Source organism: Pseudoalteromonas sp. CNAT2-18.1 (assembly GCF_022347865.1).
In the GTDB taxonomy this organism is placed as follows: domain Bacteria; phylum Pseudomonadota; class Gammaproteobacteria; order Enterobacterales; family Alteromonadaceae; genus Pseudoalteromonas; species Pseudoalteromonas ruthenica.
The window spans coordinates 291,976-305,587 of sequence record NZ_JAKRFR010000003.1; the positions used below are offsets into that span (position 1 = coordinate 291,976).

General features: G+C 49.1%; 13 protein-coding genes. 3 read left to right on the top strand and 10 right to left on the bottom strand.

What is annotated here, in order from left to right; genetic code table 11:
• Positions 1–34: 34 nt before the first annotated feature.
• Positions 35–1,480, bottom strand: a complete 1,446-nt coding sequence (gene hldE, locus MHM94_RS08205; RefSeq protein WP_235419319.1) for a bifunctional D-glycero-beta-D-manno-heptose-7-phosphate kinase/D-glycero-beta-D-manno-heptose 1-phosphate adenylyltransferase HldE — start codon at positions 1,478–1,480, stop codon at positions 35–37.
• A gap of 5 nt (positions 1,481–1,485) precedes the next feature.
• Complete coding sequence (locus MHM94_RS08210) at positions 1,486–2,070, bottom strand: SIS domain-containing protein (protein ID WP_022946494.1); 585 nt, start codon at positions 2,068–2,070, stop codon at positions 1,486–1,488.
• Between the two features lie 134 nt (positions 2,071–2,204).
• Between MHM94_RS08210 and waaA the strand changes: the two genes are divergently transcribed.
• Both waaA and MHM94_RS08220 read left to right on the top strand, forming a co-directional pair.
• Positions 2,205–3,467 (top strand): lipid IV(A) 3-deoxy-D-manno-octulosonic acid transferase, encoded by a 1,263-nt coding sequence (gene waaA, locus MHM94_RS08215; protein ID WP_235419439.1) that lies wholly within the window; start codon positions 2,205–2,207, stop codon positions 3,465–3,467.
• Positions 3,460–4,008, top strand: a complete 549-nt coding sequence (locus MHM94_RS08220; protein WP_235419318.1) for a DUF1415 domain-containing protein — start codon at positions 3,460–3,462, stop codon at positions 4,006–4,008. Before waaA ends, MHM94_RS08220 begins: the two co-directional genes overlap by 8 nt.
• On the opposite strand, the gene MHM94_RS08225 is transcribed toward MHM94_RS08220, so the two are convergent.
• From MHM94_RS08225 to proB, 6 genes are all read right to left on the bottom strand, one after another.
• Complete coding sequence (locus MHM94_RS08225; RefSeq protein WP_235419317.1) at positions 3,989–4,759, bottom strand: MipA/OmpV family protein; 771 nt, start codon at positions 4,757–4,759, stop codon at positions 3,989–3,991. The two genes, MHM94_RS08220 and MHM94_RS08225, sit on opposite strands and share 20 nt — an antisense overlap.
• 130 nt (positions 4,760–4,889) lie before the next feature.
• Positions 4,890–5,588, bottom strand: coding sequence for a DUF3581 family protein (locus tag MHM94_RS08230; protein ID WP_235419316.1), 699 nt, complete (start codon positions 5,586–5,588; stop codon positions 4,890–4,892).
• 140 nt (positions 5,589–5,728) lie between these two features.
• A complete protein-coding gene (gltX, locus tag MHM94_RS08235) occupies positions 5,729–7,219 on the bottom strand; it encodes a glutamate--tRNA ligase (protein WP_235419315.1) in 1,491 nt (496 codons plus the stop codon).
• 116 nt (positions 7,220–7,335) lie between these two features.
• Positions 7,336–7,695 (bottom strand): glutaredoxin, encoded by a 360-nt coding sequence (locus MHM94_RS08240; protein ID WP_235419314.1) that lies wholly within the window; start codon positions 7,693–7,695, stop codon positions 7,336–7,338.
• 54 nt (positions 7,696–7,749) lie between these two features.
• Positions 7,750–8,739, bottom strand: coding sequence for a GGDEF domain-containing protein (locus MHM94_RS08245; protein WP_235419313.1), 990 nt, complete (start codon positions 8,737–8,739; stop codon positions 7,750–7,752).
• A gap of 84 nt (positions 8,740–8,823) precedes the next feature.
• Positions 8,824–9,930 (bottom strand): glutamate 5-kinase, encoded by a 1,107-nt coding sequence (proB, locus tag MHM94_RS08250; protein WP_235419312.1) that lies wholly within the window; start codon positions 9,928–9,930, stop codon positions 8,824–8,826.
• 122 nt (positions 9,931–10,052) lie between these two features.
• On the opposite strand from proB, the gene MHM94_RS08255 reads away from it, so the two are divergent.
• Positions 10,053–10,997, top strand: coding sequence for a DMT family transporter (locus MHM94_RS08255; RefSeq protein ID WP_045979711.1), 945 nt, complete (start codon positions 10,053–10,055; stop codon positions 10,995–10,997).
• On the opposite strand, the gene MHM94_RS08260 is transcribed toward MHM94_RS08255, so the two are convergent.
• Both MHM94_RS08260 and MHM94_RS08265 read right to left on the bottom strand, forming a co-directional pair.
• The gene (locus tag MHM94_RS08260) at positions 10,901–11,494 is read right to left on the bottom strand and encodes a class GN sortase (protein WP_235419311.1); all 594 of its coding nucleotides are present in this window, start codon (positions 11,492–11,494) and stop codon (positions 10,901–10,903) included. The genes MHM94_RS08255 and MHM94_RS08260 overlap by 97 nt on opposite strands.
• Positions 11,487–13,586, bottom strand: coding sequence for a marine proteobacterial sortase target protein (locus MHM94_RS08265; protein ID WP_235419310.1), 2,100 nt, complete (start codon positions 13,584–13,586; stop codon positions 11,487–11,489). The genes MHM94_RS08260 and MHM94_RS08265 overlap by 8 nt, the downstream gene beginning before the upstream one ends.
• Positions 13,587–13,612 lie beyond the last annotated feature (26 nt).

Genomic DNA, 13,612 nt, shown 5'->3' on the forward strand with positions numbered 1-13,612 from the left:
CTGACTCATCAAAAAAGGAGCCGTAGCTCCTTTTTTACTGTCCTTTTTTAATTCGCTCTATCACGTTGGAAGTTGAGCAACCATCGAGAAACTCCAGCACTTCAACATGGCCGCCATGGCGCAGCACATGTTCGGCCCCTGCAATTTCTTCTACTTTGTAGTCTCCGCCCTTGACTAAGATATCCGGGCTGATTTGCTCAATCAGTTTTGCTGGCGTGTCGCCCTCGTGCTCTTTGCCGAAAGGGATCACCCAGTCCACAGAGTTCAGTGCACTCAATACCATGGCCCGCTCAGCTAAAGGATTGATAGGACGTTCAGGCCCTTTCAGCCGGGCAATGGAGTCATCGGTATTTAAGCCAACAACGAGCCTGTCTCCCATGGCTTTCGCTTGTGCCAAATAGCGCACATGACCGGCGTGGAGGATATCGAAGCAACCATTGGTGAATACAATTTTCTCACCATTTTGTTTCGCAAACTCAATATGCTGGATTACGGATTCAAAAGGCGTTTGGTAATGCTCGCCATTCGCACGCAGGTACTGACCTAGTTTTGCACTGAGCTCCTCAGGCGACACGGTAGCCGCTCCTAGCTTACTCACAGCAATACCCGCTGCTAAATTGGCCAGCTCTACTGCATCAGAATCTGGCATTCCTGCCCCGAGCATCACCGCTAAAGTTGCGATTACAGTATCGCCAGCGCCTGTGACATCACTCACTTCTTGCACTTGTGCGGGATAGTCGTGTTTAGCGCTGGCACTAATCAACGACATACCTTGTTCTGAGCGAGTCAGCAACATCGCGCCAATTCCCGCCTCTTTTATTAATGCCCGCGACGTATCAGTCAATGCCTGCTCGCTGCTGGCATCGCCACCGGCGAGCTTAAACTCATTTAAATTAGGCGTGATGTAGTCAGCACCACGATATAAGCCTAACTGCGGCGACTTAGGATCTACCAATACGGTTTTTCCCGCGTCTTTGGCTACCCGGATCATGGCCTCAATGAGCGTCAATGAGCCTTTGTTGTAATCTGAGAAAACAATGAAATCATAGTCACCCACCACACGCTCTAAACGATTCAACAATAACTGCGAATGCTCTTTAGAAAACTGTTCTTCTTGGTCCAGGCGCACCACTTGCTGGTGTCGGCTAATCACCCTGAGCTTGGCTATCGTCGGTAATTCCACAGCATGGACTAACTGTGAGTCAATGTGTTCATCAGCAAGAATGCGCTCTAGAATTTGACCACTTTCATCCTCACCAATAAGCCCTAGCAGGCCTACCTGACCATCAAGGCGCGCGATATTCTTGGCAACATTGGCAGCGCCACCGGCTTTGTCTTCAAGCTGGTTCACTTTGACCACCGGTACCGGCGCTTCAGGGGAAATGCGCCCGGAGTCACCATGCCAGTATCGGTCAAGCATGACATCCCCAACCACCAAGACCTTGGCATTGTGCAGCTGTTTTAACAGACCTAAATCCATGTTGCTTACTCCGCCACTAGCATATCTAGGGCTTCACACAACCAGTGGCCGATAAACATATGGGCTTCTTGGATACGCGCGGTCTCATCATTGCTGATGATAATGGGAAGTTTAGCAATATCTTTAACGGTGCCGCCTTCACGGCCAGTCAAAGCCACGGTGTAAGCACCGATGTCGTTGGCCGCTTGGAGCGCAAGATTGATGTTAGCGCTGGTTCCCGAAGTCGTCAGGCCAATCACTAAATCCTGTGGTTTACACAACGCCTGAACTTGACGCTCAAATACAGTATCAAAATGATAGTCGTTAGAGTGTGCGGTTAAAATGGAAGTATCCGTTGTCAGGGCAATGGATGCCAGTGGCCCGCGCTCTTTTTTATAGCGCACCACAAACTCTGCAGCGAGATGCTGTGCATCTGCGGCGCTGCCACCATTACCGAACCAGATCACCTTACCACCAGCAGCTAGTGCCTGATGACAGGCGCTCAACAATTGCGATACTTGCGGTTGGTATTGTTCCATGGTGTCGAATAGTGCGCGGTGGCGCGCAAGGCTATCGAGGTAAGTGTTGGCGGCGTTGTCAATATTAGCCATAAAGCGTCCTCATTCACGGGTTTATCGGCATTATTCCAAAGAGTACTGATAAATGCACGTTTTTGTCAGCCAAGCTTTGGCTTGCCCTATTGCCTGCGGTACACTTTAGTCGAATTTCACAATTAGGCTTTATCGTGTTTGCCCGTTTTCTTTATTCGCTTGTTTTAGTACTACTGATCCCCATAGCCTGGGTATACTTATATTGTTTACGTGGTCGTAAGAACCCTGGTTATCGCCAACACTTTGGCGAGCGCTTTGGCTACGCTCAGGCCACTGGCGATATTATTTTGCATTGCGCCTCAGTCGGTGAAGTGCTTGCCAGCGCACCACTGATAAAAGCCTTGCTCGGTGCCAAGTACCGCTTAATCATTACTTGCAACACCCCCACCGGGCGTGAGCAAATCACCACTTTATTCGCCGACGCCATAAGCCAAGAACGTTTAAGCTGCTGCTACTTACCGTTCGATTTGCCTTGGTGTCAACGGCGCTTTATCCGTCGTACACAAGCAAAAGTACTGTCTATAATAGAGACCGAGCTGTGGCCGAACTTATTAAAGCAGGCGAAACAAGCAGGTTTAGCGACCGTGATTATTAACGCGCGGCTGTCGGCGAAATCCGCCAACGGATATGCCAAAGTAGCCCCCCTCACTCGAGATATAATGCGCCATATTGATGTGCTTGCCTGCCACCATCATGATGACGCCGAGCGATTTGTAAAGCTGGGTCTGGCCCAGCATAAAGTGCATGTTACCGGTTCCATCAAGTTCGATATCACCGTCAGCGAAAAGCACCAGCAACAAGCTCAGCAATTGCGTCACAAGTTCAATAAACCCTTTGTTTGGATTGCCGGCTCCACTCACCCTTGCGAGCCGGAATTACTCCTTCAAGCACATCAGGAATTACTGAAGCAACAGCCCTCGGCTTTACTGATCATTGCCCCGCGTCATCCGGAGCAATTTGACAATGTTGCCACCGTGCTTAAACAGCAGAATTATGATTTTTGTCGTCGTAGTCACAACGACTGCCAAGGGCAGAGCGTCATGCTCGCAGATACCCTAGGAGAGCTGACCATGCTTTATGGCTGCGCTGACCTCGCTTTTATCGGCGGCAGTCTTATCGCGCGCGGCGGACACAATCCATTAGAAGCGTGCGCCCACGCCATTCCAGTTTTAACTGGCCCCCATACTTTCAACTTTGCCCACGTTTACCCAGAGCTCATCAACCAAGGCGGTGCGCAGCAAGTGCAAGCCGATAACTTAGCAGCACAACTGATTGCACTCAGCCATGACCCTCATAAGCGCCAACAAATGGGCGCGATAGGTCTTAATGTAGTGAAGAAAAACCAAGGGGCGATAGCGAAAACATTGGCGATTATAGAGGAATACACTGATGTCTAACTGTGTTGCAGCCATGCGTGAATGGGTCAGTGCGGTCATTGTTAAATACAACTTTTGCCCGTTTGCTCGCAAAGAAGTCGAAAGCCAACGCATTCATTATCATCCCAGTGATGCCGTTAGCGTTGATGAGGCGGTGCTTGACACCCTAGAGCAGTGTCGTGTGCTTGATAACGATAGCGACATTGAAACCACCTTGGTGATTTTTGCTAAGGGTTTTAACGACTTTGATGATTTTCTCGAGCTGATAGATTTAGCTAATGCTTTATTAGTTGCACAGGGCTTTGAGGGCACCTATCAATTAGCCCACTTTCATCCGCACTATGTATTTGCTGACGCCGAGCCGGAGGATGCCGCAAATTGCACTAATCGCGCGCCCTACCCGGCCTTACATATTATTCGCGAACACAGTATGGAGCAGGCACTCGCACAGTACGATGACCCTGAAAGTATTCCCGAAAACAACATTCGTTTGGCTCGGCGTAAAGGTAGCCGTTTTTGGCAGCAACTGTTGCAACACTGCACTAACGCAGCCGATAAGTAAAAAAGACCATTAACTGGTGCGTATAATGTGTCGATACTAAAGGGCTGTGATAAATTTCATCGTCCCAGAATTCGCTTCGGTAAGCGGCTACTGCCTGCCATTGCGGTGCGAATTGATAACTCAAGGCAACACGTGCAAAAGGGTTGATAGCGCCTTGGGAGTGATACTCCGTGCGCCCATACTGTGGGGCAGCTTGCACCTTACTTACACCATAAAAGTGTTGGGTATAATCTTCACTGAGCAACCGAACTCCGAATCTTGTGTGTACCCGGAGCTTGTCACTCAACTCCCAAGGAGACAGCGTGTAGGAAACGTTTGCCGCCAGCGAACTGGATTCATTGCTAATATCTTGGGCAAAACGGGCCGAGAAGCCATGATAGTTGAGCGCCATAGTTGCGACCAGCTCGCCATTAGGGTCATCATAAGAGGTGAATACAGGGTCGTCAGAAAGGTCGCTCTTATATAACAAAACACTGTCGTAGCTGGGGTCGCGAAAGTTAAGACCCATATCAATATCGACTTGGCTATCCAACACGCGGTAGCTCACCAACCCTTGGTCAACACCAAAGCGCCAACGTCCATATTGAGCACTTACAAACGGCAGTGACTGATGTTGTGTTGCCATTCCAGCCCAAGGGGTTGTGATAATGGCTCCGCCAGCACCGAGGGTGACCTGCCATTGAGTAGACTGCTCGGCCTGAGCCTGCACGGCGACTAACAAGAACCAGGCAGCGTTCAATACTTTTTTCATTGTTCGTATCCTGTGATGTGATTGAAATGCCACTGTAAAGAGCAACACCCCATTCGACCTGTGCCAAATGTCACTGGATGCGAAAAAAGACAAAAAAAGCGCCTTGAGGCGCTTTTCTATCTGTGCTTTATTACGGTTTCAATGCCGCTTTGCGTTCGTTATAGCCGCGTATCAGTTCATCCACCGTGTCCTGACAATACTCACGAATTCCCGAGACCAGCATATGCTTTTCTCCACGACCCACGACTTCACCCTGAGCCAGTAAATCAAAGCGCAAAATAATCTTGCCGCGCTTACCTTCGTAGGTAAATACATGCTCGGCTTCGCGCAGTTCAGGAGCTGTTACTGCTAGAGTGTCCATATGAATACTCATTGATTCATAAATGATCATTGGCCGCGCAGGGTTAATCATTACACCTTGCTTTGCCATCAGTGGCACAACCACATGGGGAAAGGCCTTTCCCGAGAATTCAACATAGTTTTTGATCAGCGCATTGGTCAGGATTTTACATTGGCTGTTTTCGCCCTCACGCTGCACGCTTAGATAGCATTTGTCGCCGTCTTTAATATCGAACTGTGCTTCTCCTTGCGGCATGCTTAGCTTTACACCCTCATCGACCATATTGGCGAAGGTGAAGTGCATTTGCTCATTAATTCCATATTTATCGAGTACCACCGAGAACAGTAAATCCCCAGGCACGCAAAATTTCTTCGCCTCGACATCATGTAACGGGTTGAAGTCATCGGCGACCGCTTTGGCAAATCGACTGCCTTGCTCACGAGAAATGCACACATGGGTACCAAAGTCTTGATAAAACTGCTCTAACATACCTGCTCTGCTTTAGTTCAAAAAAACTGCGGCAGTGTAACAAAATTTACGCATAGAGAGGTCGAATCTGTTGCAATTTATGGAAAAAAGGCACAAAAAAGCCGCAGCATAACAGGCTGCGGCTGTCTTTTTGCCAATGCTTAATTAAAATCGCGGTAGGCTTTTTCTAGTTTCTTCGCTTGCTTCTTAGATACACCGATGTGCCCTAGCGCTACACGCAACCGTGCTCGCGACATATCAGAGCCAAGAATTTCCATCGCATCAATCACCGATGTAGATGACTTCTTGCCCGTAATAGCAACAAAAATAGGCTCTAAAAAGTCTTTGATCTTCAATTCATGGAAGGTCGCCACTTTTTTCGCAATAGCAAAGATCGCTGACTTTTCCCAGGTGCGCAGTGTTTCCAACTCCCAAATAAAGAACTGCAGTGCTTGGCGCACCACATCTTCTGGCGCTTTACCATCGGTTAATAGCGCAGGGTCATATTCAGGCATCCCGGCGACAAAATGCCCGGCCAAGTCGACTAAGTCAGAGAGTGTATCAATACGGGTTTTCGCTTCAGGTAGTATGCGCTTTAGCATATTAGCGTTATATTTCCAGTCGACAAAACGCGTAATCAGTTGCTCATCGCTAAACTCTTCACGCAACCAAGTGCCATTAAGCCACTTTAGCTTTTCCACATCGAATACCGGACCACCCAAAGAAACACGTTTCATATCAAAGTGTTCAATCATCTCAGCGAGGGTAAACTTTTCTCGCTCATCAGGCATCGACCAACCCATACGACCCAAGTAATTCAATACGGCCTCAGGAAGGAAGCCCATTTCCTTGTAGTAATTAATAGACGTTGGGTTTTTGCGCTTTGAAAGCTTTGACTTATCAGGGTTACGCAGCAAAGGTAAATGCCCTAATACCGGCGCTTGCCAACCAAAATCTTCATATAGTTTCAGTAGCTTTGGTGCCGAGTTAATCCACTCTTCACCACGGAAAATATGACTAATCTGCATGTGGTGGTCGTCCACCACGTTAGCTAAGAAGTAAGTAGGGAAACCATCTTGCTTCAATAACACCTGCATATCGACATTTTCCCATGGGATTTCAATCTCACCACGCAAATAGTCATTGAAAGTAAAGGTGCCTTGCTCCGGTATTTTCATGCGGATCACATAAGGCTTACCAGCATCCAGGTTGGCTTGAATTTCTTCTTCGCTCAAAAGTAACCCACGCCCATCGTACTTAGGACGCAAGCCTTCGGCCATTTGCTGCTCACGCATTTGCTCAAGCTCTTCGGCACTGGCAAAACAATAAAAAGCTTTGCCCTGCTCCACGAGCTGGTGCGCATACTTTTTATAAAGCTCTGAGCGCTCTGACTGACGGTATGGGCCAAACTCACCACCGACATCCGGTCCATGATCCCATTGCAGGCCTAGCCATTGTAGGCTGTCCATGATCGCCTGTTCTGATTCTGCGGTACTGCGCACTTGGTCAGTGTCTTCGATACGCAATACGAATTCACCGCCTTGCTGCTTGGCAAAACAGTAGTTAAACAGGGCAATATAGGCAGTGCCTAGGTGCGGGTCACCCGTAGGTGAAGGGGCAACACGGGTGCGAACACAGGTGTGGTCAGTCATGCTAGCTTCTCTTTCAATTAGCAACAAAAATTTGCTGCAAATGCTAGCACAAAGGGGCAAAACTTCGTAGTGGAAAACGCCGCAATTGCGGCGTTAACGATAAATAGAATGGTTGCTTAAGCAGCTAAATCATCAAGGTAGGCAACAATGTCGGATGATTCATACAACCAGCGCACCTGCTGGTCTTGTTCAATACGTAAACATGGCACTTTTACTTTGCCCCCTTGCTCAGCAAGCTCTTGGCGGTAAATGTCATTGTTTTTAGCGTCCCGCGTTTGTATTTTTAGGCCGTTACGCTTAATCGCGCGGCGTACTTTGACACAAAAAGGACAGGCGTGAAACTGATACAATGCCATATTCGCGGTTTGCGCATCTAACTGCTGCTGCGCTTCAGCAGGACGTTTTTTACTGCGCGGAGTAAAGACAAAATTAAAGAACAAAATAATACGGCCTAGCAACCAACGTACAAACTTCATAAGCACTCTCAAACAGAAAAATTCGGCGCAGAGTTTAGCACGCTCTGAAAGTGGTTAAAATAGCTCCAACATATCGTCGTCTAGATCATCGTCGCCTGCACCCTTGGGATTATCAGGAATATTTAAGCTATGGAAATCGACCACTTGGTTGCGGCCATTATTTTTCGCATTGTAAAGAGCTAGGTCGGCTTTATGCACCAGCTCAGGGACCATTGAGGTGTTATCAAAAGCACAAAAACCAGTGCTAATAGTCAACCTTTTCACCTGCGGAAAGGTAAAATCTGCCACAGTTGCGCGCAGTCGCTCTAACACTTGCATCGCTTGGTCTTTATTATCGCACAGCAATAGCACGGCGAACTCTTCGCCTCCATAGCGAAACACATAATCCTCACTGCGAAAGCTCTGCTTTAAAATTCGCGCTACGAGAATAATAACTTCATCACCAATCACATGGCCGTAGGTATCATTAACGCGTTTAAAGTGGTCAATATCGAACATGGCAAGATACCATTGGCGCTCAAGTTCATTGTCACGGCGCTCAGCGAAGCCGTCGCCATTGATGATGTCCATCACCTGAGAGTCAAAAGTTTGCCGGTTAAGCAGTTCAGTGAGTGGGTCTAATCGCGAGCGATACAGCAAATACAGCTGGTTGGCGTAAATATTAAGAATATTAGTGATCACGAAGGGGGAATCATGCGTCAGCGCGAAGTCACTGCTGCTTTGCACAAAACCTATCACTGCACCAAGATGGTAGATAGGAAAGTACACATATTGTCCTTGGCTACCACTAATGCGCATGCGCTCAGCATCAATTTTTGCCACTAACTGCTGAGCTTGTTCATCATTGAGTATTGCTGCTGAGCCCCCTGAATAGCTACATCGTATGTGGCCCTGCGAAGTAAATTGTTTATTCATGTACAGAGCAAAATTGTTATCGGCAAACACCTGGCTAAGTATATCAATAAGCGCTGCATCCAACGCACGTTCACTTTGTTGCTGCGTTAGACGAATGATCCATTGATGACCACAGGAGTTACTTTGCATAGGCGCTTGTTTTGCTGCTTGATTCTCCTAAGTGTAGACGAACAAAAAGGGTTCTGTGCCCAGTGCACAATGACTGTGTGCAGGCTAAACACTGTCAGTGAAATTGATAAAATCATCGCGATGCACCAGCATAGCGCCATTACTGTAGCCCAAGGTTTCGACGATAGTTTGCTCTTTATGAGCCAGCAATTGGGCCACAGCCACACTGTCATATCTCGCCACGCCTTTGCCTAAGTTAAGCCCTTGCTCGTCACACAAAGTGATGACATCACCACGACTAAACGGCCCCTTTAATTGCGTTATACCAACCAGAAGTACACTGGCCCCACCTTTTGCAATCGCTGCTGCCGCACCGCCATCAAGCACCACCTTGGCTTTGCTCATCGGCCCTGCTAGCAACCACAGCTTGCGACTGCGCCGAGGTGCTTTTAAGCTCAATACCCGGGTGCCTGTTTGCTGCTGCAAACAATTTATAATGACATTCTGGCCGTGTCCTGCACTGATCACCACATCCACACCACCGTGACGGGCAATACTCGCAGCTTCAAGCTTAGTAGCCATCCCCCCTGTGCCCACGGTGCTGCCTGAACCTCCTGCTAACGCCTTTACCTGATCATCAATATGGCGGATTTCCGCAATCAGCTCGGCATCGGGGTGGCTGCGCGGATCGGCGGTGAATAATCCAGGCTGATCAGTTAGCAACAACAAGGTATCAGCGCGAGCTAATATGGCTACCTTAGCGGAGAGGTTGTCATTGTCGCCCACTTTAATTTGTGTGGTTGCGACGGCATCGTTCTCATTGATGATGGGTACCGCTCCCTCTTGCAATATAGCTAGCAACGCATCACGAGCATTGAGGTAGCGCTCGCGGTTTTCTAAATCCGCTTGTGTCAGTAACATTTGTCCCACGGCAATTGAATAAAGCGCAAATAGGCTTTGCCAGGTATGCAGCAGCTGGCTTTGCCCGATAGCAGCTAACATCTGCTTTTGTGCCAAGGTCTCAGTACCAGGTTGGCGGCCCAATAATTCTCGCCCCGCTGCAATCGCCCCGCTGGTGACGATAATTATACGATGGCCTTGTTGCTTCAATTGCGCGCACTGACGCACTAAATCAACCATGTGCGCTTTATCTAGGCCTCGGCCATGATTGGTCAGCACGCTGGTGCCCAACTTAACGACAATAGTTTGCACTTAATTGCTTCACTTTGTGGAAATGATGACTAATTATTACCCTAGGACTAGGCGCACAAACAAGTTAAATTAATTCAAGTGTGCTAGCATCGCCGCAATTTTGCTTAACCCCACGTTTGTTTATGCCTGCAAGCTTATGTTTAATTATTGCCACCTTCTTATGGGGCAGTTCTTTTATCTCGCTAAAGTATGCCATTGGCGTGTACGACCCAGCTGTGGTTATTTTCTTGCGTATGCTCACCACTCTAGCCGTAAGCCTATGCCTGTGGCGTTTTATTACGCGTTTTGATTATCGCCAGGGTGACTGGAAGTACCTAGTGTCGATGAGTTTAGCCGAGCCTTGCCTGTATTTTCTATTCGAAGGCCACGCTATGGAGCACACCTCAGCATCACAGGCAGGGGTGATTGTGTCGTGTTTACCGCTGATTGTCGCTGTACTGGCATTTTTTATGCTCAAGGAGCGTATCAGCCGCGCCATTATTGTCGGCTTTACGCTGTGTATCGGTGGCAGTATTTTGCTCACTATGCTCTCTCCTGCCTCTGAGCATGCGCCCAACCCCATTGTTGGCAACACCCTAGAGCTACTGGCGATGCTCTGCGCCGCTTATTACACTGTGAGCGTAAAACACCTCGCGGCGCGCTACTCACCGCTGAGCTTGATTGCTTTGCAAGGGTTAGCAGGCTCGCTGTTCTTTGCGCCATTTTTGCTTTTTGTAGAAGTGCCGCAGAACCATGATCCCATTGCCTTTGCTCATATCCTCTATTTAGGCACCTTTGTAACCCTTGGCGGCTATGGCATGTATAACTATGCCATCAGTAAAGTATCGGTGCTCACTGCCGCCGCCTACTCAAACTTGATCCCTATTTTTACCCTGTTGCTCTCTGCCATTGTGCTCAGCGAGGTACTGACTCTGGGTCAATGGTTAAGCATTGCCGTGGTGTTCGCTGGGGTGATGATAAGCCAACGACATCAGGCGATTGTCGTTGACTTGGAAGAGGAAGAAATCAATGAGGCAGAAACTAACAAGCGCAAATCCGTGCCAGAGGCGGGCGAATTAAAAGGGTAGCACGTCACCAGATGCAAACCGGGAGCACTGGCCGCTGCGGTCTGCTCCTGGTGCACCACTTGTTTTTGCTCAATGCGATAACTTAATTGACGACCATCAGCGAGCGACAACACCAGTATGTCGCCCACCTGCACATGGCGTAAAAAAGCAAAGTGGGTATCATTATGCGCAGCAATCACGCTGCTACCATCACTGCCCAATGGGCTCGAGGCCAAAGCATGAGCGGGGCCGAACGCCAAATTTCGGCCGCTGGCTCCGGCCAGCACATAGCGCTCAAGCGCTAAGTCCGGCACACTGAGCTTTGCCACCACATGGGTATCAGCATAATACCAAGGCGCGACTGCGGCGCCTTGGCGTATCAAGCTTTGCTGCCAAGCCCGCTCAATAAGGTGCTGAGCCAACCATGCCTTGGCTTGTACATAGCCCCCTTGAGTAAAGAGCAACAACCCCAGTGCAAACACCCCATAAAGGGCGTAACGCCCCCTCTGTTTACCCATGTTGACCTCGCACTTTAAGCCAAGCGGATGCAATCACCATCAGCATCATGCCCAGTAGTACATGCCACAATGATTGACCATCTGTTTGCGCAAAACGCATAAGACGCTGCCCCTGGGCCACAGGGTTAGGTACTTGCTCATCATGCATTGCCGGGCTTTTAGCTGGCGTTTCATCAACCGCGATAAAGGCGGTGAATGGGCTTAACAGCTGATGCTCTAGCGCTAATTCCAAGACTTGCTCACGCACCGTTTGCTGTTCATTATAAAGTAACAGTGACGCTATTTGTTGACGCGCCCAGACTCTCGCAATGGCTTCGCTACGCTCATAATTACGCGCACTCTCATGCATTGGCATACTCAGACGTAATGGACCATGTTGCGACGTGGCGTTAATGTGGATACCTTGCTGCTGACTGTCGAGCTTAATTGCCACCATTAACGGCTCGCCAAAATAAAGATCCGGTAAGGGTTTGGGCCAGTAGTCTAATTCACCACTGCGCGCCCCAGCGAGATGCAAGTCTCTCAGTGCAGGGTTGGCAAGGCGTGCTATCAATGCTTGCATTTGCGCTTGCACCTCAGAGCCATCACTAATAAAGGTGTAGCTACCACGACCCACTTGCGCAGCACGGCGCATAAAGTAGCTATTGGGCGCGCTGCCGATGCCCACCGTAAATAAACGGCTATCGCCTAATCGCGCTTTGATCAAATCAAACAGCGCTTGCTCATTACTCACGCTACCATCGGTCAAAAACACCACCTGACGAACAAACCCCGGGTGTTGCTTGGCGTCTAGCGCGTGATGCAACGCACCGGCTATTTCGGTGCCGCCATCGGCGTCAAGGTTATAAACAAATCGCTCTGCCTCATTGCGGTTAAACTCATTAGCCGCCACGGCACTGGGTCGGAATAAACGCGCCGTAGAGTCAAAGTCGATGATATTAAAGCTGTCATTTTCATTCATGTTGTCCAGCGCATAAAACAGCGCCTGCTTTGCCGCCTGCATGGAGCTGCCATGCATTGAGCCGGAACTGTCAATCACGAAAATGAGCTCTCGCGCTAAACGCTGCTGAGCACTAAATTCATCGCTTGGTGGGAGTAGCATTAACAGCCCATAATCACCACTTTGCGCTGTCTGCCTAAAGAAAGCGGCACGTGCTTTGTCGCTTTGCTCCACTTTGGCGCGCAGCACAAAATCGCGGTTCATACTTTCGTCGCTCACTAAAAGCTGGTAACGACCAAAGCTAGGGTTGCGAATATCCGCCTTATAATGAGGGGTGCGAATGCTGTGCAATGCGAGGCCAAAATCGATATCTACCTGTAACTGCAACTTCGGCTGTGTATTGGTCAGTGGCTGCTGACCGGTGGCTTGTTGAACAAAACGCGGGCTCATCCAGCCTGACGCTAACTCTGCTGCCTTACTTACAGTCGCCCCTGCGGTCGCCCCTGCAGTCGCCCCTGCAGTCGTTTCTAGTTCAGGGCTGCTAAGCGTTGCAACCTTATCAGCACCATCAAGACGATATTGCCTTGGGTGATAACGAGGCGTGAAGGTCATCGGCAAACGCACGCTGAGCTGGGCATCGCGTAAAGACACCATTTCTTGATACTGCAAGGTAATGCGTACTTGCTCACCGGGGCCAAGATTGGCCAGTCGCGAGGTAAACATATTGGCACGTTGCTGGTTAACTAGAGCCGCACGCTTACCGGCACGTTTAGCCGCTTGATACTGACGCTCTGCCGCTTGTTTCTCAGCAATTTTACCGACAATTTTGCGCTCTCCCACAGTCATAACCATGGCGTGTACCGCACTCTCACTGGGTAGCGGAAACACATACTGGGCATTGACCGCAAACGGGTGACGATTGATAAAAGTTTGCGTTACCTCAACATGGTTAATTAACCCAGTAATACGCATTTTTGCTTGCGTATTCAGTAACACTCCGGGCGCTACATGGGTGCCATGGGCATCACTTAAGCGCAGCTGCGCTTTGTTGTCTGCATGACTATCATTACTGGCTAAAGCTGGCGAACATAGAAGTAGAGAAAAAAGGCCCACAGCGAGAGCTGTGAGCACTTTGCTAGGACTACTCAACATAATCGGGTCCTCGTGATGATTGGCAA

Excerpts from the sequence above, each read along its gene's own strand:
- gltX (WP_235419315.1), bottom strand. The coding sequence starts at position 7,219 with ATGACTGACCACACCTGTGTTCGCACCCGTGTTGCCCCTTCACCTACG.
- MHM94_RS08245 (WP_235419313.1), bottom strand. The coding sequence starts at position 8,739 with ATGCAAAGTAACTCCTGTGGTCATCAATGGATCATTCGTCTAACGCAG.
- MHM94_RS08220 (WP_235419318.1), top strand. The coding sequence starts at position 3,460 with ATGTCTAACTGTGTTGCAGCCATGCGTGAATGGGTCAGTGCGGTCATT.
- hldE (WP_235419319.1), bottom strand. The coding sequence starts at position 1,480 with ATGGATTTAGGTCTGTTAAAACAGCTGCACAATGCCAAGGTCTTGGTG.
- MHM94_RS08260 (WP_235419311.1), bottom strand. The coding sequence starts at position 11,494 with ATGGGTAAACAGAGGGGGCGTTACGCCCTTTATGGGGTGTTTGCACTG.
- MHM94_RS08225 (WP_235419317.1), bottom strand. The coding sequence starts at position 4,759 with ATGAAAAAAGTATTGAACGCTGCCTGGTTCTTGTTAGTCGCCGTGCAG.
- MHM94_RS08210 (WP_022946494.1), bottom strand. The coding sequence starts at position 2,070 with ATGGCTAATATTGACAACGCCGCCAACACTTACCTCGATAGCCTTGCG.
- MHM94_RS08255 (WP_045979711.1), top strand. The coding sequence starts at position 10,053 with ATGCCTGCAAGCTTATGTTTAATTATTGCCACCTTCTTATGGGGCAGT.
- MHM94_RS08265 (WP_235419310.1), bottom strand. The coding sequence starts at position 13,586 with ATGTTGAGTAGTCCTAGCAAAGTGCTCACAGCTCTCGCTGTGGGCCTT.
- MHM94_RS08240 (WP_235419314.1), bottom strand. The coding sequence starts at position 7,695 with ATGAAGTTTGTACGTTGGTTGCTAGGCCGTATTATTTTGTTCTTTAAT.
- MHM94_RS08230 (WP_235419316.1), bottom strand. The coding sequence starts at position 5,588 with ATGTTAGAGCAGTTTTATCAAGACTTTGGTACCCATGTGTGCATTTCT.